Here is an 18,561-nt window from a genome sequence, read left to right on the forward strand (position 1 = left end):
AAAAGGAGTTAGTATGATTAATCGAGATGAAGTAGTAAAAATCTATGATTTGGCTAACCTAGAGTTAACTGAAAACGTGGATGATTTATATGAAAAATATAATACTGTATTGGATTTTGCAAGTATGATTATGGAATGTGATACTGAAGGAGTGGAATATAAGGAATTCTTGCCACAATATCACAGCATACTTAGAGAAGATACACCAAAAGAATCAATTCCAAGAGAAGTTGCGTTGAAGAATGCAAAATCTCGTGAGTATGGTTATTTTAAATTGAAGAAAGTGGTGGAATAATGATAGAAAATCTTAGAAATAAATTTGTAGAAAACCCTGAAAGTTTAAGGGACTTCTACAATGATTTGGATAAATTAATAGAATCAAAAAAAGATTTGAATGTGTTTATAACTTACGACAAATCATTCGTTGACCAACAAGTTGAAAAACTAATTGAAAAAGCAAAAAACAACGAAAAGTTAGGAAAAATGTTCGGCGTTGCAGTAAGCGTTAAGGACAATATCAATGTAAAAGATTTGAAGATGACTTGTGGATCAAAAATGTTAGAGGATTATGTTTCAATTTATGATGCCACTGTAATCAAAAAATTAAAAGAAGAAGACTGCGTTATAGTTGGAAAAGTTAATATGGATGAGTTTGCCATGGGATCTTCTTCTGAAACGAGTTATTTTGGACCTACAAAAAATCCTGTAGACACAAAATTAATCCCAGGAGGTTCTTCATCAGGATCAGCTGCTAGTATCAAAGCTGAAATGGCTGTTGTAAGTTTGGGAACTGACACAGGTGGATCTAGCAGACAACCAGCATCTTGTTGTAATGTAGTAGGATTTATGCCAACTTATGGTTCGATTTCTAGATTCGGAGTTCAATCAATGGCAAATACTTTGGACGAAGTTGGTATATTATCAAATTCTGTTGAAGATATAATGGATACTTACAATGTAATTGCAGGTCACGATGACAATGATATGACTACAATTCAATCTGAAGTAAATGTTCAAAAGAAAGATTATGATTTTAAGGGCAAAAAAATTGCAGTTGTTGATTTGAAAAAATACAGCAAAGATGAAACAGTTATCAAAGAATACAAAGAAATATTGGAGATTCTAAAAAAATTAGGAGCCGATTTAGTAGAAATCGACTTTGAATATTTAAAATACGCAAATGCGTTATACAACGTAATAGTTACTAGTGAAGTGTCATCTAATATGTCAAGATTTGATGGAATTAGATATGGATATTTGACAGATGATTATGAAAATACAAGAGATTTGTTCGTTAAGGTTAGAAGCGAAGGATTTGGCGAAGAAGTTAAGAGAAGAATTGCTATGGGAACTTTTTATCTAGCAAGTTCCAATGACCAAAAAGTTTACAAACAAGGTTTGAAAGTTAGAAATCTACTTTCACAAGAATTTAAAAATATTTTCAAGGATTTTGATTTCATTGCTACACCTACAATGACAAGTCTTCCTTATGAATTAGACAGTAGAAAAGACGATCCATTGGCTGTATACGATTCAGGTATTTTCAATGTAATTGTAAACTTGAGTGGATTGTGTGCTATTTCAATTCCTTACAAATCAGGAATATCAACTAGTTTGCAACTAATTGCAAATAGTCACGACGAAGAAAATTTATTGAATGCAGCTTTAGCGTTTGAAAGGAGATAGCATGAACTTAAAAACACTTATAGGATTGGAAATTCACGTTGAATTATCAACTAAAACTAAAATGTTTTGTGGTTGTAAGAATGAATTCGGACAAGTTCCAAACACAAATGTATGTCCGATTTGTTTAGGTCATCCTGGAGCACTTCCTCACATGAACAAAGAAGCTTTAAGATACGCTATAATGGCAGGATTGGCTTTTGATTGTGACATTGCAAATGAATTTAAGATGGACAGAAAAAAATACTTCTACCCTGATTTAGTTAAAGGATATCAAATCACACAAGAAGATCAACCACTTTGCACAAATGGATATATTGAATTAAAATCATCAACTAAAGGTAAAAAAGTTAGAATTAGAAGAATTCACATAGAAGAAGATACAGGTAAATCAATCCACAACGAAAGTGGAAACACTTTAATGGATTATAACAGAGCTGGAGTTCCTTTAATTGAAATAGTTAGTGAGCCAGATATGAGTACTCCTGATGAAGCCAGAGAATTTTTAGAAACTTTAAGAGAAAGAATTAAATATTTGAAAATATCAGATGTTAAGATGAGTGAAGGATCATTGAGATGCGATGTTAACATCAATGTTTACGATAAAGATTCTGATTTTAAAACTAAAATTTCTGAAATTAAGAATTTAAACTCATTCAAATCAGTATCAAAAGCTTTGGTTTACGAACAAGAAAGACACATCCAATTGGCAAAAGAAAACAAAATTGGAGAAAAAGAAACTAGAAGATGGGATGAAGACACTCAAACTACAATAGTAATGAGACACAAAGAAGAAGGAAATGATTACAGATTCTCCGTTGAAGGGGATATTCCTAAAACTTATGTGGAACAATCATATATCGAAGAAATCAAAAATGAGTTGCCTGAACTTCCACAAATGCGTAAAGAAAGATTCATGAACGAATACAAGATAGATGAATACGATGCTGATATTCTTACAAGAAATGGATACTTGGCTGACTACTACGAAGAAGTTGTAAAAATTTCTAATGATTCTGTTCAATCTTCGAATTGGTTATTGGGAGATGTACTTCGTCAAGTAAATGAAAATGAAATTGAAGTAGAAGAAATGAATATGTCTGCTGAAAATTTGGCAAAATTGATTAAACTTTCTTCAACTAAGAAAGTAAACAATCAAACTGCAAAAAAAGTTTTGAGAGAAATGTTCAACGAAAACTTTGACCCAGAAGTTTATGTAAAAGAAAAAGGATTATTACAAGTTGATGACGATAATTTACTACAACAAATAGTAGATGAAGTGGTGGCAGAAAATCCAGAATCTATCGAAAGTATTAGAAATGGTAAAGATCGTGCTATAGGTTTCTTGGTTGGCCAATGTATGAAAAAATCAAAAGGTAAAGGAAATCCTCAAAAGTTCAATGAATTAATCAAAGAGAAAATCTAATGAAGAAAATATATTTATCTACAGGAAATAAAGGAAAAGTTTCTGAAATAAAAGAAATACTTTCTGATTTAAACTATGATGTGTATTCCAAATCCGAATTGGGTATAAATGAAGATGCAGTAGAAGATGCAGAAACTTTGGAAGGCAATTCACTTATCAAAGCTAAATTTCTAAAAAAATATACAGATGATATTGTAATGAGTGATGACACTGGACTTTTTGTAAATTCTTTAGGAGGAAGACCTGGAGTATACTCTGCGAGATTTGCAGGAGATGAGTGCGACGATAGTAAAAATCGTCAAAAACTTTTATCTGAATTGAAAGAAAAAGAAGATAGAAGTGCTTATTTTGAAACTGTAATTACAATCATAGATTCAAATAATGAAATTCATCAAGCAAAAGGCAGAGTAGATGGCAAGATTTTACTTGAAGAATGTGGAGAACATGGTTTCGGATATGATAGTATATTCATGCCAGATGGCTACGATAAAAGTTTTGCACAAATGGAAGATTGTGAGAAAAACAAGATTAGTCACAGAAAAAGAGCTTTGGAAAACGCCAAAATCATCTTGAAAGGTTTAAATGAAAGTAGCAATAATTAGTGATACACATAACAAAATCGCAAAAGTTTATGACTATTTATTTGATAAAGAAATTGACATCATCGTTCACTTAGGAGATGTGTGCGATGATGCAATTTTACTTGAAGATTTATTAAAAGTAGAAGTCATTTATGTAAAAGGAAATAACGATTTTTATGTTGCTGGTGGTGAATATGACAAGGTTATTAGAATTTCTGATAAAAATATTTTCATAACACACGGCCATAAATACAATGTATCTTCAGGAGTGACAAGATTAGTCAAAAAGTGCAAATCTTTAAATTGCAAAATGTGTTTGTATGGACATACGCATAGGTATTTTAATGAAACAATTGATGGCGTTTGGGTTATCAATCCAGGATCTGTAACTTATCCAAGAGATGGACAAGCTGGATTTGTAATATACGATACAAAAAAAGAACAAATAGAAAGGATACTTTTATGAACGTTTTAGACATTAAAGAACTTAGAGAAGATTTAGGTAAAAGAATTATCGATGGTGTAGAAAAATTAGGCAGAGAAGTTAAGGTTGCAACTGTAAGAGTTGGTGAAAATGCAGGAGATATTTCTTACGAAAAAGCTGTAAAAAACAACTGTGCTAAGTTGAACATAACTTGTGATCAAATAGTTTTAGAAGAAGGAGAAAATGAAAAATTAATCCAAACTATCAAAGAACTAAATGAAACGCACGACGGTATATTGATGTTTAGACCATTAAAAGATAAAAAATTGGAAAAAGAAATTCAATATATAATCGCTCCAGAAAAAGATATCGATGCGATGGGAATGGTTAACTTAGGAAAAGTTTTGGCAGCAGAAGAAGATGCATATTATCCAGCTACAGCTAGAGCTGTTGTTGAAATAGTTAAATACTACAACTTTGACGTTAAAAACGTAGTAATCGTAAACAGATCATTAGTTTTAGGTAAACCACTTTTCAATATGCTTATAAAAGAAAACAAGACTGTTACAATGTGTCATTCTAGAACAGAAGATATAAAATCATTTACTAAAAACGCTGATTTGGTTGTAACTGCAGTTGGAAAAGCTAAAATGTTTGATGATTCTTACTTTACTGAAGATTCTTATGTAGTAGATGTTGGAGTTAGCTTGGATGAAAACGGAAAATTATCAGGCGATGTTAATCCAGAAGTTAACGTAAAAGTATTGGCAAATAGCGTTGGAAAAATCACAACAAGAGTATTATTGTTGCAAATGGTTGAAGGCGCTTTGAATAGACAATAATTTTTATCCCAAAAACCTCTTTATCTTAATTGATAAAGAGGTTTTTGATTGCAATAAACTAAAAGTGTATAATAGATTAGGTGATAATTTTGAAAATAGGCGCAGTAATAATGGCAAGTGGTTTGTCCAAGAGAATGAAAACTGACAAATTAATGCTACAATATAATGATAAATTTATTTTTGAATATATTATTGATTTGGTAGCAAAATCAAACTTTTATGATAGAGTTGTAATTACGAATAATTCTACGATAAAAGAATATTGCAAAAAAATCAGAATCAAAACGCTTAATAATCCTAACAATGAAAATGGACAAAGCGAATCGATAAAATTAGGAGTCAATTATTTCAATGAAATGGATGGTATTTGTTTCCTAGTTTCTGACCAGCCGTTATTAACAGAAATTTCAATAGAAAAATTAATTAATTCATTTGAGAAAGATAAAATTTGTCAACTGAAGTTCAAGGACAAAGTAGGAAATCCCGTAATTTTTTCAAAGAAGTTTTTTAATCAATTATTATCACTGAAAAACGATGAAAAAGGTTCAATAGTTAAGAACAAGAATTTGAATGATGTAAAATATGTAGACGCAGATTTCGAAAGAGAACTAATGGATATAGATACAAACGATGATTATGAAAGGATAGTAAATGCAGAAAATTTGTTTGATTAGAGGCGCAGGTGATATCGCAACTGGTACAATTCAAAAACTTGTTCGCGCTGGGTTCAAATGCGTTGTTACTGAAGTTATAAATCCAAGTAGTATCAGAAGAAAAGTATCGCTTTCTGAGGCAATTTACGAAAAAAAAGCGACTGTTGAAGATATAGAGGCTGTTTTGTGTGAAAACTTGGATGAAATTGACGAATACTTAGAACAATACAATCCTGTGATAATAGTAGATCCAAAACTTACGATATTAGATAGGAAGAAATTCGATGTCGTGGTGGATGCTATATTAGCGAAGAAAAACACTGGATTAAAAAAAGAAATGGCTGATATTACGATAGGCTTAGGACCTGGTTTTGAAGCAGGTGTTGATTGCGATATTGTGATTGAAACTATGCGTGGACATGATTTAGCAAGAATTATCAAACAAGGATTCGCAAAGAAAAACACAGGTATTCCAGGAATTATTGATGGATTTTCCAATGAAAGAGTTATATACTCTGATTTTGATGGTCAATTTACACATATTAAAAGCATTTCAGATATTGTTAATAAGGAAGAGATTATAGCAAAAGTCGGAGATAATTATATAAGAGCGACTTTGGATGGCGTAATAAGAGGAATGATTAGGGATGATTTTGAGGTCACAAAAGGACTTAAAATAATTGATATTGACCCTAGATATGAAGAGGTAAAAAACTGTTTTACAATTAGCGATAAAGCTAGAGCAATTGGTGGAGCTGTTTTGGAAGCAATTATGATGTTAGAAAACAGGAGAGAAAAGAATGCAAAATGATGTTTTGTTAGAAATGTACAAATCTTTGGAAGACGGATATAAATGTATGATGGTAACATTGTTTAAAAATAGAGGTTCAGTTCCTGGTAAACAAGGAAATATTATGGCTGTTCGTGAGGATGGAAAAACTTTTGGAACTGTAGGCGGTGGTGCTATCGAACACCAAGTAATCAAAGATTCTATTGAAAACTTAAAAAAAGATAGTGACTTCGAATTTGATTATGTACTGAATGAGGGAGAGAAGGTTAGTATGAGTTGCGGAGGTAGAGCTAGTGGTTTTGGTAAAGTGTTTTTCCCAAAACCAACGTTGATTATTTTCGGAGCAGGACATTGTTCGCAAAAATTAGCCAGAATTGCAACTTTAACAAATTTTGAAGTAGTAGTTGTAGATGATAGAGATGAGTTTATTTACAATGAAGATTTTTCTAATATTAAAAAATATATCAATAAAGAAATTGAAGATTCTATAGATGATTTGAGATTTACACCTGATACTTTTATAATAGCCGCTACAAGAAATCATAAGCATGATGAGGAAGTTGCTTTTAATATTTTGGACAAACCTCATAAATACTTCGGAATGTTAGGCTCCAAGAAAAAAGCAGAAACTTTAAAACGAAACTTGGTAGAAAGAAATGTAGACAAAAACTTAGTCGACAGTATTAATGTTCCCGTAGGACTTGATATTGATGATGGATCTGTAGAAGAAATAGCTATTTCGATAATGTCTCAAATTCTGAAAGTGAAGAACGGCAAATAAATTAAGCATGACTAAAAAGTCATGCTTTTTTACTTGCTATTCATTTTTGTTTTGGCAATCTGGACAAATTCCTCTAAATTCAAGAGAATGTGAGTCAATTTTGAAACCGGTTTTGTTTTCCAAATCCGTCTCTATTTTTTCAACAGGGCAATGATCAATAGGAATGATTTTGCCGCAAGATTCACAGATTATACTGTGTTTATGTTTTTTGCCTTTTAATCTGTAGTATGAAATGCCGTCGATTTCACAAACAACTTCAACTATTTCTTTATTTTTTAATATTTTTAAATTTCTGTAAATTGTAGACAGATTGGAGTCTTCTTTTTTCTTGAAAATCTCATACAAATCTTCTGCAGAGATAGGCTGTTCAGTTTTTTCTAAAATCGATATTATAAGCTTTCTTGCTTTTGTGACTTTCAAACCATTTTGTAATAAGATTTCGTTTTTCATATTATCACCTATAATTATTATAACATTTTATTATGAAATATTTTAGAACTATTTGTAATTTGAAATCGAAAGAATGCTACAATTTGTCAACTTTTTCGTCATTTATATCTGAAAATTTGTAAATTAGTGGTATAATATATAGTTAGTGAAATAAGGAGAGTTGTTTATGAACATTTTATTTTCACCACCTGATATTTCTGATAAAGAAATTGAAGAAGTGGTAGACGCATTAAAATCCGGTTGGATTACAACTGGACCGAAAACAAAACAATTAGAAAAAAACTTACAAGAATATACACAATCAAAAAAGACTTGTTGCTTTAATTCAGCAACTGCTGCATTGGAATGTGCGCTTAGAATTTTGGGCGTAAATGGTAAAAAAGATGAATGTATTACTTCGGCTTACACTTATACTGCAAGCTGTTCAGTTATAGATCATTTGGATGCTACAATAAAATTAGTAGACGTTCAAAAAGATTCGTACTTTATGGACTATGATAAATTGTATGATTCTATACATGAAAATACTAAGGCTATTATTCCAGTTGATATCGCAGGCGTTCCTGTTGATTACGATAAAATTTACGAAGTAATTGAAGCTAAGAAATCAATATTCAGACCTTCTAATGAAATACAAGAATCTTTGGGTAGAGTTGCTTTGATTTCTGATAGCGCTCATGCATTAGGTTCAACTTATAAAGGCAAAAAAATTGGCTCATTCCAAGATATAGCATCTTTCTCATTCCATGCTGTTAAAAACTTTACTACAGCAGAAGGCGGAATGCTTGCTATAAATATTGGCGATGTAAATAAGATTTACAATGATTTACAATTATTCTCACTACATGGACAAAACAAAGATGCATTAGCGAAAACAAAATTAGGTGCATGGGAATACGACATTAAAGGTCTCTATTACAAGTACAATATGCCTGACATATTAGCGGCAATTGGCCTTGCACAATTAGAAAGATACGATGATTTACTAGCTAGAAGAAAAGAAATAATCAAAATGTATAACGATGGTTTTGATAATACATCAATTAGTTATTTGAATCATTTTGGAAAAGATTATACAAGTAATGGTCATTTGTATTTAACAAGAGTTGAGGGTATCGACGAAGAAAAACGTAACGATATAATTGTCAAGATGGCAGAAAAAGGTATTGCTACGAACGTTCACTACAAGCCAATCGCGATGATGACTGGATACAAAAATTTAGGATTTGACATAAAAGATTATCCTAATACTTTTGAACAATACAAAAACGAAATAACATTGCCACTACACACATTACTATCAGATGATGAAGTAGCTTATGTTATCGAAACTTACAAGGATATAGTTAGTGGTAAATAATATGGACAATCGAGTAGATGAAATCCTTAAAAATAGCAAATTTAATCTTTTCATCAAAAGATTATTTGATATTTTAGCATCTTTATTTGGAATTTTGGTTATGGCAATCCCAATGATTATAATTTCCATTGCTATAAAATTAGATTCAAAAGGTCCTGTGTTTTTCAAGCAAAAAAGAGTTAAGAAAAATAATAAGGACTTTACAATTTTGAAATTTAGAACGATGGTTGTGGATGCTCCAAAATTGGGAATGGCAATAACAGTTGGAGACGATCCTAGAATAACGAAAGTAGGAAAGTTTTTGAGAAAAACTAAATTAGATGAGTTTCCACAATTGTTCAATGTATTGGTCGGAGATATGAGTTTTGTTGGTCCGAGACCTGAAGTTAGAAAGTACGTCGATATGTATTCTGATTCGGACAAAGATATTTTGAAAATTAGACCAGGAATTACGGATTTGGCGAGTATAAAATACAGAGATGAATCAGAAATTTTGGACAAATCTGACAATCCTGAAAAGACATATGTTGAAGAAATTATGCCTAATAAAATCGAACTAAACAAACAATACATTGAAAATATTAATTTATTAAATGATATTAAAATAATTCTTCAAACATTGAAGATTTTATAGGAGTTTTATGAATATTTGGATTATAAATCATTATATTGATGTTCCAGGGAAGGGTAGATATTTAAGACATTATAATTTTGCAAAAGAATTACAAAAAAGAGGACATAATGTTACTTTATTTACAGCATCTACTACACATGGAACAGATTTAAATGTGATTAATGATGAAAAAAAATATAAAGAAGAAATAATTGATTCCTTGAAATTTGTATATATTAAGGCAAAAAATTACACTGGGAATGGTAAAGACCGTGTAATTAATATGATACAATTCTATAAAAACCTATTATCAGTATCTAAAAGATACTCTGGGGTTGATGTTGTTTATTGTTCTGCACCTCATAGTTTAACTTGGTTAGCTTCAAGGAAAATAGCCAAAAACAATCACGCTAAATTAATTTGTGAAACAAGAGATTTATGGCCAGAAACTTTTATAGAAATGGGTAAATTCAGTAAAAATCATCCTGTGGCAAAAATTCTATATGCTATTGAGAAATCTGTGTATAAGTCTTCAGATGCTTTAATATTCACAATGGAGGGCGGAAAAGACTATCTGAAATCAAGAGGAATTAATAGAGATAATGTATTTCACATAAATAATGGAGTTGTACTAGAAGATTTCAATGAATCAATAAAAAAATATCATTTGGAAGATGTAGATTTAGATGATAAAAATATCTTTAAAATTGTTTATACAGGCGCTTTAGGACGAGCAAATCAAGTTGATACTTTGATTGATGCAATGAATAAACTTTCTGATTATGAAAATATAAAACTTATTGTTTATGGGAAAGGTGAATTTGAAGCAAGCCTTATAAAAAAAGTTAGAGAAAATTCACAAAAAAATGTTGTTTTTAAAGGTTCTGTTGACAAAAGATATGTACCTTCTATAGTTACAAGATCAGATTTGAATGTAATTACTGGACAAGATATTAATTTATATAAATATGGAATGAGTTTTAATAAACTATTTGAGTATTTAGCTGCAAACAAACCTATATTATCTAATTTAAAATGTAATTATGATATTATTGAAAAATTTAACTGTGGTAAGACAGTAAAAAGTGGTTCTGCAGATGCTTTAAGGGACGGAATATTGTACTTTTATAATTTAAAAGATATTGATTATAAACAATTTTGTGAAAATTCTAAAGAAGCAGCAGCAAATTATGATTACAAAATTTTAACTGATAAATTGGAAGATATATTTAAAACTTTAAATGGGGGATTTTAATGAATATACCATTGTTGAATTTGAAAAGACAATATAAGAACATTGAAGAAGAAGTAAATACAAGTGTATTAGAGTGTTTCAAAAATGCACAATATATAATGGGTGAAAATGTTAAACAATTTGAAAAAGAAATATCTGAAAAAATTGGTGTAAAACATGCAATTACAGTTGGAAATGGAACTGATGCTTTGATTATAGCTTTGAAGTCTTTGGGAATCGAAGAAGGTGACGAAGTAATAACTACTGATTATACTTTCTTTGCAACAGCTGAAGCTATAAGATTTGTCGGAGCTACACCTGTATTTTGTGATGTTGAATTGGATACTTATAATATCGATCCTTCTCAAATAGAAGAAAAGATTACAGACAAAACAAAGGCAATTATTTGTGTTCATTTATTTGGAAATGCATGTAAAATGGATGAAATAAATGATATTGCCAAAAGACATAATTTGTATGTTGTTGAAGATGCAGCACAAGCAATTAATTCACAATATAAGGGCAAAAATGTAGGTAATTTAGGAGATGTAGCTTGTTTCTCATTTTTCCCTACAAAAAATTTGGGATGTTTTGGTGATGGTGGAATGATCACAACTAATGATGATGATTTGGCAACTATTATAAGAGCTTTGAAGGTTCACGGTAGTGGCGAAAATGGAATGAAAGCTTATGCTATATTAAATGATGAAGAAGTTGAGGTTGTGGAACAAAATTCAGGGGACAACACTGTTTACAATCCATTGAAATACTACAATTATTTAATCGGTCACAATTCAAGATTGGACGAAATCCAAGCTGCTATTTTGAGAATTAAATTGAAACACTTAGACGAATATACGGAAAATAGAAGAAGTATTTCACATAAATACATCGACGCTTTGAAGGATACTTCATTGGTAATGCCAACAGAAACTGAAGGCGGAAAGCACGTTTTCCATTTATTTATTTTACAATCTGAAAACAGAGAAGAAATAGAATCAAAATTAAAAGAAAAAGGCATTGCCACTGGAACTTATTACAAGGTCCCAATGCATTTACAAAAAGCTTTTAATGATTTAGGATATAAGAAGGGAGATTTCCCTAATGCAGAATATCTTTCAGAAAGAACTTTTGCAATTCCATTGTTCCCAGAAATGAACGATGAGGAAAGAGAATATATTATTAATTCTATAAAGGAGATAGTATAATGGACTTTTTTGCTCATGAGTCTTGCTATATAGATGAAGAGACAAAGATCGGTAAAGGTACTAAAATTTGGCATTTTAGTCATGTGATGTCAGGTAGCACTATTGGAGAAAATTGTAATATTGGTCAAAATGTTGTGATTTCTCCAGATGTTACGCTTGGTAATAATTGTAAAGTTCAAAATAATGTTAGTGTGTATACTGGTGTTGTTTGTGAAGATGGTGTGTTCTTAGGACCTTCTTGTGTGTTTACAAATGTTATTAATCCAAGGGCTTTTATTGAGAAAAAAGATGAATATCGAAAAACAACTATCAAAGAAGGCGCATCTATTGGCGCCAATGCGACTATTGTTTGTGGAAACACAATTGGCAAATATGCTATAATTGGAGCAGGAGCAGTTGTTACAAAAGATGTCGGGGATTACGAAATTGTAGTAGGAAATCCAGCCAGACATCATGGATATGCATGTTCATGTGGAGAAAACCTAAAAAGAGTTTCCCTCACAGATTATATATGTGAAAAATGTGACAAGAAATATTTATTAAATGATTATAAATTGAGTGAGGTATCAAATGAATAATTTAAAAGAAGAATTATTGGGCAAAATCGAAGATAAATCTCTAGTTGTAGGGGTTGTAGGATTAGGTTATGTAGGATTGCCATTAGCAGTTGAAAAAGCAAAAGCTGGTTACACTGTCATTGGATTTGATGTACAACCTGAAAAAGTTCAAATGGTTAACGATGGAGTTAACTATATTGGTGATGTTGTTGATTCAGAATTGAAAGCTATTGTTGAATCTGGAAAATTAAGAGCTACAAGTGATTTTGAATCAGTTGCAAGTTGTGATTTCATAGCTATTGCTGTTCCAACACCATTGGATATTTACCAACAACCAGACATTTCTTACGTTGAAAAATCAACTACAGATGTTTCTAAACATTTGAAAAAAGGATCTATCGTTGTCTTAGAATCCACTACTTATCCAGGAACTACTGAAGAATTAATGAGACCTATATTGGAAAATGGTTCAGGCTTGAAATGTGAAGAAGATTTTTACTTAGCATTCTCACCTGAAAGAGTAGATCCAGGTAACAAACAATACAAAACTAAGAACACTCCAAAAGTTGTTGGAGGAATTGGTTCAGAATCTACAGAAGTTGCAGCAGCATTGTACAGAAATGTACTTGAAGGAGAAGTTATGACTGTATCTTCACCAAGAGTTGCTGAAATGGAAAAAATTCTTGAAAACACATACAGAAATGTAAACATCGGATTGGTAAATGAATTTGCCAAATTAGCTAATAAAATGGATATCAATATGTGGGAAGTAGTAGATGCTGCTAAGACAAAACCTTATGGATATCAAGCATTCTATCCAGGTCCTGGTGTAGGTGGACACTGTATACCATTAGATCCATTCTATTTGACTTGGAAAGCTAGAGAATACGATGTACACATGCCAATCATAGAAGCAAGTGGTACTGTAAATGATAGTATGCCTGAATGGGTTGTAGATAGATCAATGAAGATTTTGTCTAGAAAATTCAAAAAACCTTTAAATGGTTCAAAAGTTTTAATTTTAGGTATTGCTTACAAAAAAGACATCGACGATTTAAGAGATTCACCAGCATTTGTTGTAATGGATAAGTTCAGAGAAGAAGGAGCTATTATAGATTACTATGATGGATTCAATCCTTCATACTTCAATCCAGATGGATCCAAGACTTACTCATTAAAAGAAATTAATCCTGAAATAGTTAAAGGTTATGATCTAGTTGTAATAACTGCAGATCACACAAATGTTGATTATCAAATGGTTGTAGACAATGCACCGTTTGTATTTGATACAAAATACGCCACAAGAAATGTAGAAAACAATAGAGATAAGATAGAATTATTATAAGAGGTAATATGCAAAAAATTAAATGCGCAATCATTGGTTGTGGTAGAATTTCTTATAAACACGTAGAAGGAATTGCAAACAATGATTCAGAAATGGAATTGGTTGCAGTATGCGATATTATTGAAGAAAGAGCAATCGAAAAAAGAGATGAATATTTGGAAAGATTTCCTGACAGAGATGTAAAAGTATACACTGATTACAAAAAAATGTTAGAAGAAGTCGACATCGATATGTGCTCTATTTCAACAGAAAGTGGTTACCACGGTGAGATAGCTCTTTACTGCTTAGAACAATCAAAACATGTATTGATTGAAAAACCAATGGCTATGAGTTTAGAAGAAATCGATAAAATTAATAAGTTAGCTGATGAAAAAGGATTAAAAGTTGGGGTATGTCACCAAAACAGATTTAATCCTCCAATTCAAAAATTGAAAAAGACAATTGATGCTAATAAATTTGGAAAAATGACAAACATCACAGCAAGAGTTTTATGGAACAGAAATCAAAACTACTATAACTTAGCACCATGGAGAGGAACAAAGGCTTTAGATGGTGGTACATTGATGAACCAATGTATACATGCACTAGACTTGTTGTTATGGATGATGGACGATGAATTAGTAAGCGTAAAAGCTGAAACTGAAACTTTCCTAAGAGACATAGAAATGGAAGATTACGGCGTAATTTTGATGAGATTTAAGAGCGGTAGAATTGGACTATTGGAAGGTAGTGCCGATGTTTATCCTAAAAATCTTGAAGAAACTATTTCTGTATTTGGCTCAACAGGAACTGCTGTTATCGGTGGGTTAGCTGTTAACGAAATAAAAACTTGGGTATTTGAAGATGAATCTGAAACCGGAGAATTGGAAGATGATAAATCTATCGATAATGTGTACGGAAACGGACACACTCCATTATATAAAGATTTTATTCACGCAATAAATACAAATACTCAGCCGCTAATCAATGGTCACGAAGGAAGAAAGCCAGTTGAAGTATTAATGAAAGCTTACGGTTGGATCGACTAATATAATATTTTGAAAACAAACAAGCTCTTGATTTTTATCAAGAGCTTGTTTCAATTTAATTAGTATTTATAGAAACCTTCTTTTGTTCCTCTACCTAATTTGTTTTCATCTATATATTTCTTTAACATTTGTGCAATCTGATATGTTACAGAATTTTCATCATTTACATCTGGTTTATTTAAAGTGATATTATAAGCAGTTTTAAGACCGACTACATCTAGTATTTGGAAAGGTCCAAATGGAGCACCTGTTCCGTATCTCCAAGCGTTGTCGATATCTTCGATGTCAGCTATGTCTAAAGCCTTTAGAGTCATTGCTGCATCTAGTAATGGAACTAATAATGAATTTAGTAGATATCCTGGTTGTTCTTTCTTTAATTTTAATGGAATCATTCCTATATCTTTTGCGAAGTTAACTACTTCATCGTATACTTCATGGGAAGTTTCGCTGTGTCCCATAATTTCTGCTGTATTATTGTTCCAAATTTCATTTGCAAAGTGAAGAGCAAGATATTTTTCTGGATGAGGAAGTAAATCCTTAAACGAACTTGGTAATAATGTTGATGAATTTGTTGCAACTATAGTATTATCATTTAATACTTTGGCCAAATTCGTATAAAAATCTGATTTTTGTTCTGGGTTTTCAGAAACAGCTTCAATCAATAAATCACAATTTTCAACTGATTTTTCTAAGTCTGTTAAAAGATGAATCCTATTAAACCCTTCTTCTACATCTTTTTTTAAATTTTCAATATCATCAAGTGTCAATTTATTTGAAGAAATACCTCTAGGTATAATGACTGAGTTAACAGTGTTATCATCAGATAATCCAACCTTAATTCTATCTAGTATACTTAGATATGTTTCTTTTAATGCATCAAAACGTGGCTTAGCTCTATCTACAGAACCTTCACTTCTTAACCATACGTTGACCTCAAAGCCTTTAAATGCAGTTTGAAATGCTATTTGAGATCCTAAAACTCCTCCACCAGCCACTGTTACATTTTTAATTTTCATAAATTTGCCTCCTTTAAATTAACCTATATTGTAAGTTTATTCAATATTTATATACCCCTTAAATAATTTTACAAATCGTAATTGAACAAATTGTGTAATTTTTCGCGTTTTTAATTTTTAAAATGTTTAGAAATTTATAAGAAGGGTATAATTAAATTAAGGCGCTAGAGGTTAAAACCATTTTTAAAACAATTAATAAAGAGTAAATTTTTATAATTTAACAAATTGCTGTTTAGGATTTATTCAAAAGTGGTATATATATTAGGTAACAAATATATCAATAATTTACAAGGAGGTTTTATGAGTGGATTTAAAAAATTTGTTCATATATTGTTTTCAATATTACTAATTTTGTTTTCTTTAGTAATGTTTTTCACAGTATTCAATTTTGGACAAGTTAGTTATAATCTCAGAGAGCTCATGATGAATGAGGTATGCTTTTATATATTAGCAGTTATAGGAGCCTTAATTTTACTAGGGGCACTTATAATAATGTTTAAAGCAATACTCTCTGATAGTTTAAGTGATTTCTTGATCTCAAAAGACAAGGATGGAGAAGTTATGATATCTACAGATGCACTTGAAAATACTGTAAAAAGTACAGTAAATAGATTTAATGATGTCAGAACTTCTAATGTTAATGTAAGAGTCCACAATTCAAATGAACCATATATGAATTGTGATGTAGAGGTTGGAGTAAGGGATATGTCAAATGTAGGAGGTCTTGGTGAAAACATCAAAAATGATATCAAGACTAATTTGGAAACTTTAACTGGTTACAAAGTTAAAGATATTACTGTAAAATTCTTGGATTTGGCAAAATCTACAAATAAAAGGGTAGTATAGGGGGTAAGAATGAATAATAACAAAATGTTAGACAATTTTCAATCCCCAGATGAACAAAAGAAAATAATTTTTGTAAAAGAAGATTCAAAAGATAAATTTGACGAAAGGTTAATAAAAAATTTATCCGGGTTAAGGAAACCAACTAAGTATGGAATTTTAGGTGTAATAATTGCACTTTCATTTTTGAAGCTTGGTTTTTGGTCAACAATCTTAATACTATTGCTTTTTGGTATAGGTTATGGTTATGGATTGTATAAAGAAGGTAATCCTAAATTTATCAGATTTTTGATGAATTTATTTAGGAAATAATATAGTATAAAAGGAGATTAGAATGATGGAAGAAAAAAAATACAATGAAGTAAACAAAGTAAATGAAGAAAAAGCTGAAAAAGAAAAGGAACAAAAACACGAATCAAAATTAACTTTTGATAACTCTGTAGTTCAAAAAATCGCTGCAATAGCAGTTAGAGAAATTCCAGGTGTTTTAGATATGGAAGGTGGATTCTTCTCTGGAATTCAAGAAACTTTCGGTGGATATAATGCAACTAAAGGTATTGATGCTGAAGTTGGCGAAAAAGAAGCTGCAATTGATGTATCAGTAATATTAGAATATGGAGTATCAGCTGTAAAAGTATTCCAACAACTACAAGAAGTTGTAAAACAAAGTGTAAAGAAGATGACTGGATTAGATGTTGTAGAAGTTAACTGCAAAGTAGTTGATGTTATGACAAGAAAAGAATTCAACTTGAAAAACAAAAAAGAAGAAGAAAATAAAAGTGGATTAAAATAAACTAAATTAAAAAGGGAAGGCATCATGCCTTCCTTATTTTAATGTTACGACAGCTCCGTAGATATGGGGACCTGTATGTATAACAAAAAGACTAGAAATAGGTCTCTTATAGATTTTAACATTAGGATAATAATCTTGTATTACTTTTTCTAATTCATCTGCATTTTCTTGTAGGTTTGAATGCATTATATAGATATTGTCTATTTGATCGTTAGCTGCGAAGTCAATTATATAATTAAGGATTTGGTGGTTGACTTTTTTCCTGCCTCTTACTGCATCTATAACTTCCAAATTTCCAGTTTTTTTGATGCAAGTTATAATTGGTTTTATGTTCAATAGATTTCCAACGACTTTACTTGAGCGTTTAATTCGACCGCTTGTGTAAAGATAGTCTAATTTATCTACAGTAAAGAAGAAATCCTCTTTTGTTTTTAATTTTTCTAAATCTTCTACTATTTCTTCGAAACTTTTTTTGCTTTCATTCATTCTTACAGCTTTTTCAATTAGAAAACCCATTCCCATTGAGCATGATCTGCAATCTATCAAATGATATGTAATTTTATCAGAATATAAGCTTAATATTTGTTGAAATAGATTATAAGTTCCACTAATTCCGCAGCTCATGCATGTAGCTATTATGTGTGTATATCCTTCTGATATAATTTGCTCTATTTTGTCAATCAAATCACTTGCTAAGGGAAGCGAACTACTAATAGTGTTACTATTAATGTCATTGATAACGTCGTCAATATTTTTTTCATACTTATCTTTATATGTAACTTCCGAATTGTAAATGATTTGAAGAGGGACTTCTACAATATTGTATTCTTCAATAATCGATGGATCTACATCAGATGTAGTATCAGTTAGAATAGCAATTTTTTGCATTTTTTATTCCTTTCTAAATCGTTTAATAATTTTGTATATACAAGTT

22 protein-coding genes are annotated in these 18,561 nt (G+C 30.8%); 19 read left to right on the forward strand and 3 right to left on the reverse strand.

The window, feature by feature from the left end:
* Positions 1–13 precede the first annotated feature (13 nt).
* The 9 genes from gatC to GKG00_RS07485 all read left to right on the forward strand — a co-directional run bounded on the left by gatC (position 14) and on the right by GKG00_RS07485 (position 7,180).
* Positions 14–295, forward strand: a complete 282-nt coding sequence (gene gatC / locus GKG00_RS07445; RefSeq protein ID WP_154254918.1) for an Asp-tRNA(Asn)/Glu-tRNA(Gln) amidotransferase subunit GatC — start codon at positions 14–16, stop codon at positions 293–295.
* Positions 295–1,686 (forward strand): Asp-tRNA(Asn)/Glu-tRNA(Gln) amidotransferase subunit GatA, encoded by a 1,392-nt coding sequence (gene gatA, locus GKG00_RS07450; RefSeq protein ID WP_154254919.1) that lies wholly within the window; start codon positions 295–297, stop codon positions 1,684–1,686. The genes gatC and gatA overlap by 1 nt, the downstream gene beginning before the upstream one ends.
* A gap of 1 nt (position 1,687) precedes the next feature.
* Complete coding sequence (gatB, locus tag GKG00_RS07455; RefSeq protein WP_154254920.1) at positions 1,688–3,109, forward strand: Asp-tRNA(Asn)/Glu-tRNA(Gln) amidotransferase subunit GatB; 1,422 nt, start codon at positions 1,688–1,690, stop codon at positions 3,107–3,109.
* A complete protein-coding gene (gene rdgB / locus GKG00_RS07460) occupies positions 3,109–3,711 on the forward strand; it encodes an RdgB/HAM1 family non-canonical purine NTP pyrophosphatase (protein WP_094206990.1) in 603 nt (200 codons plus the stop codon). The genes gatB and rdgB overlap by 1 nt, the downstream gene beginning before the upstream one ends.
* Positions 3,692–4,156, forward strand: a complete 465-nt coding sequence (locus GKG00_RS07465) for a metallophosphoesterase (protein ID WP_154254921.1) — start codon at positions 3,692–3,694, stop codon at positions 4,154–4,156. The genes rdgB and GKG00_RS07465 overlap by 20 nt, the downstream gene beginning before the upstream one ends.
* Complete coding sequence (locus GKG00_RS07470) at positions 4,153–4,956, forward strand: bifunctional 5,10-methylenetetrahydrofolate dehydrogenase/5,10-methenyltetrahydrofolate cyclohydrolase (protein ID WP_094206992.1); 804 nt, start codon at positions 4,153–4,155, stop codon at positions 4,954–4,956. Before GKG00_RS07465 ends, GKG00_RS07470 begins: the two co-directional genes overlap by 4 nt.
* An 80-nt stretch (positions 4,957–5,036) precedes the next feature.
* Entirely contained in the window at positions 5,037–5,630 is a 594-nt protein-coding gene (locus GKG00_RS07475) for an NTP transferase domain-containing protein (protein ID WP_278725464.1), read from the forward strand.
* Positions 5,608–6,420: a selenium-dependent molybdenum cofactor biosynthesis protein YqeB gene (gene yqeB, locus GKG00_RS07480; RefSeq protein ID WP_154254923.1), complete on the forward strand. Its 813-nt coding sequence runs from the start codon at positions 5,608–5,610 to the stop codon at positions 6,418–6,420. Before GKG00_RS07475 ends, yqeB begins: the two co-directional genes overlap by 23 nt.
* Positions 6,410–7,180, forward strand: coding sequence for an XdhC/CoxI family protein (locus GKG00_RS07485; protein WP_154254924.1), 771 nt, complete (start codon positions 6,410–6,412; stop codon positions 7,178–7,180). Before yqeB ends, GKG00_RS07485 begins: the two co-directional genes overlap by 11 nt.
* A 36-nt stretch (positions 7,181–7,216) precedes the next feature.
* Here GKG00_RS07485 and GKG00_RS07490 read toward each other — a convergent pair whose 3' ends face one another.
* Positions 7,217–7,630 (reverse strand): Fur family transcriptional regulator, encoded by a 414-nt coding sequence (locus GKG00_RS07490; protein WP_154254925.1) that lies wholly within the window; start codon positions 7,628–7,630, stop codon positions 7,217–7,219.
* Between the two features lie 166 nt (positions 7,631–7,796).
* Between GKG00_RS07490 and GKG00_RS07495 the strand changes: the two genes are divergently transcribed.
* The 7 genes from GKG00_RS07495 to GKG00_RS07525 are packed head-to-tail and all read left to right on the forward strand — an operon-like array spanning position 7,797 to position 14,975.
* Entirely contained in the window at positions 7,797–8,990 is a 1,194-nt protein-coding gene (locus tag GKG00_RS07495) for a DegT/DnrJ/EryC1/StrS family aminotransferase (protein WP_154254926.1), read from the forward strand.
* 1 nt (position 8,991) lies between these two features.
* The gene (locus tag GKG00_RS07500; protein WP_094205512.1) at positions 8,992–9,624 is read left to right on the forward strand and encodes a sugar transferase; all 633 of its coding nucleotides are present in this window, start codon (positions 8,992–8,994) and stop codon (positions 9,622–9,624) included.
* A 7-nt stretch (positions 9,625–9,631) separates the two neighbouring features.
* A complete protein-coding gene (locus tag GKG00_RS07505; protein WP_094224562.1) occupies positions 9,632–10,858 on the forward strand; it encodes a glycosyltransferase family 4 protein in 1,227 nt (408 codons plus the stop codon).
* Positions 10,858–12,045, forward strand: coding sequence for a DegT/DnrJ/EryC1/StrS family aminotransferase (locus GKG00_RS07510; protein WP_154254927.1), 1,188 nt, complete (start codon positions 10,858–10,860; stop codon positions 12,043–12,045). Before GKG00_RS07505 ends, GKG00_RS07510 begins: the two co-directional genes overlap by 1 nt.
* A complete protein-coding gene (locus tag GKG00_RS07515) occupies positions 12,045–12,623 on the forward strand; it encodes an acyltransferase (RefSeq protein WP_002836185.1) in 579 nt (192 codons plus the stop codon). Before GKG00_RS07510 ends, GKG00_RS07515 begins: the two co-directional genes overlap by 1 nt.
* Positions 12,616–13,947, forward strand: coding sequence for a nucleotide sugar dehydrogenase (locus GKG00_RS07520; protein ID WP_154254928.1), 1,332 nt, complete (start codon positions 12,616–12,618; stop codon positions 13,945–13,947). The genes GKG00_RS07515 and GKG00_RS07520 overlap by 8 nt, the downstream gene beginning before the upstream one ends.
* Before the next feature lie 8 nt (positions 13,948–13,955).
* Positions 13,956–14,975, forward strand: a complete 1,020-nt coding sequence (locus GKG00_RS07525; RefSeq protein ID WP_154254929.1) for a Gfo/Idh/MocA family oxidoreductase — start codon at positions 13,956–13,958, stop codon at positions 14,973–14,975.
* A 59-nt stretch (positions 14,976–15,034) separates the two neighbouring features.
* On the opposite strand, the gene GKG00_RS07530 is transcribed toward GKG00_RS07525, so the two are convergent.
* On the reverse strand, positions 15,035–15,991 hold the full coding sequence (locus GKG00_RS07530; protein WP_154254930.1) for a 3-hydroxyacyl-CoA dehydrogenase: 957 nt from the start codon (positions 15,989–15,991) through the stop codon (positions 15,035–15,037).
* 300 nt (positions 15,992–16,291) lie between these two features.
* On the opposite strand from GKG00_RS07530, the gene amaP reads away from it, so the two are divergent.
* From amaP to GKG00_RS07545, 3 genes are read left to right on the forward strand one after another with little or no spacing between them, the layout of a single operon-like run.
* Positions 16,292–16,837, forward strand: a complete 546-nt coding sequence (gene amaP, locus GKG00_RS07535) for an alkaline shock response membrane anchor protein AmaP (RefSeq protein WP_154254931.1) — start codon at positions 16,292–16,294, stop codon at positions 16,835–16,837.
* Positions 16,838–16,846: 9 nt separating this feature from the next.
* Positions 16,847–17,146 carry a DUF2273 domain-containing protein gene (locus tag GKG00_RS07540; RefSeq protein ID WP_154254932.1) on the forward strand — a complete coding sequence of 100 codons (300 nt, stop codon included), beginning with the start codon at positions 16,847–16,849 and terminating at the stop codon, positions 17,144–17,146.
* A gap of 22 nt (positions 17,147–17,168) precedes the next feature.
* The gene (locus GKG00_RS07545; protein ID WP_227905412.1) at positions 17,169–17,627 is read left to right on the forward strand and encodes an Asp23/Gls24 family envelope stress response protein; all 459 of its coding nucleotides are present in this window, start codon (positions 17,169–17,171) and stop codon (positions 17,625–17,627) included.
* A 33-nt stretch (positions 17,628–17,660) separates the two neighbouring features.
* Here the strand turns inward: GKG00_RS07545 and GKG00_RS07550 are convergent, their stop codons facing one another.
* Positions 17,661–18,515, reverse strand: a complete 855-nt coding sequence (locus tag GKG00_RS07550) for a DegV family protein (RefSeq protein ID WP_154254933.1) — start codon at positions 18,513–18,515, stop codon at positions 17,661–17,663.
* Positions 18,516–18,561 lie beyond the last annotated feature (46 nt).

The organism is Finegoldia sp. BIOML-A1 (assembly GCF_009678325.1).
Lineage (GTDB): Bacteria > Bacillota > Clostridia > Tissierellales > Peptoniphilaceae > Finegoldia > Finegoldia magna.